The organism is Leptotrichia sp. OH3620_COT-345 (assembly GCF_003932895.1).
GTDB lineage: Bacteria > Fusobacteriota > Fusobacteriia > Fusobacteriales > Leptotrichiaceae > Pseudoleptotrichia.
Genome location: NZ_RQYW01000053.1, coordinates 1 through 1,358, shown reverse-complemented (window position 1 = coordinate 1,358; position 1,358 = coordinate 1). Strand labels below are relative to the sequence as shown.

Sequence of the window (1,358 nt, the reverse complement as noted above, 5' to 3'; positions counted from 1 at the left end):
TTTTTCGTTGAAATAATTTGAATGTTGGATTTGTTTTCTTTATATATCTATCAAAAGCTTAATTTATTCAACTAACTTCTTATCTTCTATAGCCACAATGTATATTTCCTCGGTAACATCCATGTCCTCTTTCTTTCATTTCTTTTTTAGTCTTTTCAAACTCTTTTATCTCTTCATTTATTAAACTACAATTCAAAATTAATAAAAATGATACTACTATCACTATTATCCTTTTCATTTATATCATCTCCGTTTATCTTTTATCATTTTAAATTATTATATTCATTTATTGAATTCTTAATCATTAACTCTGTTTCAGAAGAGTTTAAATATGCCTTTGATATTCTTTTTACAACATTCCTATTTAACTCTACAAGATTTTCCATATAATCACTTACATTCATACTTTTAGTTTTAAAAGGCTTTTCAAAATTTCCTAAGTCACTTGACCTTATCATATCATTCATATTATTATATGCATTATTTCTTGCTCCCTCACTCATTGAGCCTGCTTCTGACAATAAAGTTACTCCCTGTAGTCGACTTAATAAACTTTCAAATCCATTTTCCAACATATTAATTGCTTCTTTTTGTTGCTCATAATTTATCACATTATAGGGATAAACTCCCTGAATATCTTCAAACTTACTTTCAGAATTTACAAATACCTTTTTACCACTTCCCATAAACTTCTTTAATATCTCTACATTTCCTAAATTTCCTGTCATACCTCTAATAAATATTGATGCTGCCAGCCCTGACCTTGTTCCTATCCCTAAACCGCTCCTCCGTTTTTTATCTAACCTTTCAAAGCTATCTTCCGCCCTCTTCATATTTGACTTACGAAAGCCTTTACTAGTCCTCACAACCTTTTTTGCAAAAAAGATTGTACCAAAAAACTTCCAACTTAAATTATTTCTCTTTCAAAAATACTTCATTTACTGAAAAATCACAAACTCACTTCGTCCAAACAGTGATTTTTCTTCATACTCATTCTCGTATTTTTTTGTTGAAATAATTTGAATGTTGGATTTGTTTTCTTTATATATCAAAGGCTTAATTTATATCTATATGAATTTTTTATCTCCTATAACCACATTTTATATTACCATAATAAGGGTCTCGGTAACATCCATGTCCTCTTTCTTTCATTCTTCTGTCAACTCTATTCCATATTTCTATATCCTCTGCTGTACAACTTAACACTGCCATTAGCATTACTACTATCAACATTAGTCTTTTCATTTTTATTACCTTTCCTTTCTATTTTTTATAATTTCTTCTCTTATATTCTTCTAGTGATTCTCCCGTTACTTCTTTCATATCCTCTGGATTCATATACCATTCTGATATTCTTT

At 28.6% G+C, this 1,358-nt stretch carries 3 protein-coding genes; all 3 read right to left on the bottom strand.

Annotation, left to right across the window (positions count from 1 at the left end; translation table 11 throughout):
* Positions 1 to 79 precede the first annotated feature (79 nt).
* Positions 80 to 238, bottom strand: coding sequence for a hypothetical protein (locus EII29_RS12260; protein ID WP_158612536.1), 159 nt, complete (start codon positions 236 to 238; stop codon positions 80 to 82).
* Positions 239 to 263: 25 nt separating this feature from the next.
* Positions 264 to 866, bottom strand: coding sequence for a hypothetical protein (locus tag EII29_RS11215; RefSeq protein WP_158612535.1), 603 nt, complete (start codon positions 864 to 866; stop codon positions 264 to 266).
* Positions 867 to 1,080: 214 nt separating this feature from the next.
* Complete coding sequence (locus EII29_RS12255) at positions 1,081 to 1,245, bottom strand: hypothetical protein (protein ID WP_158612534.1); 165 nt, start codon at positions 1,243 to 1,245, stop codon at positions 1,081 to 1,083.
* Positions 1,246 to 1,358 lie beyond the last annotated feature (113 nt).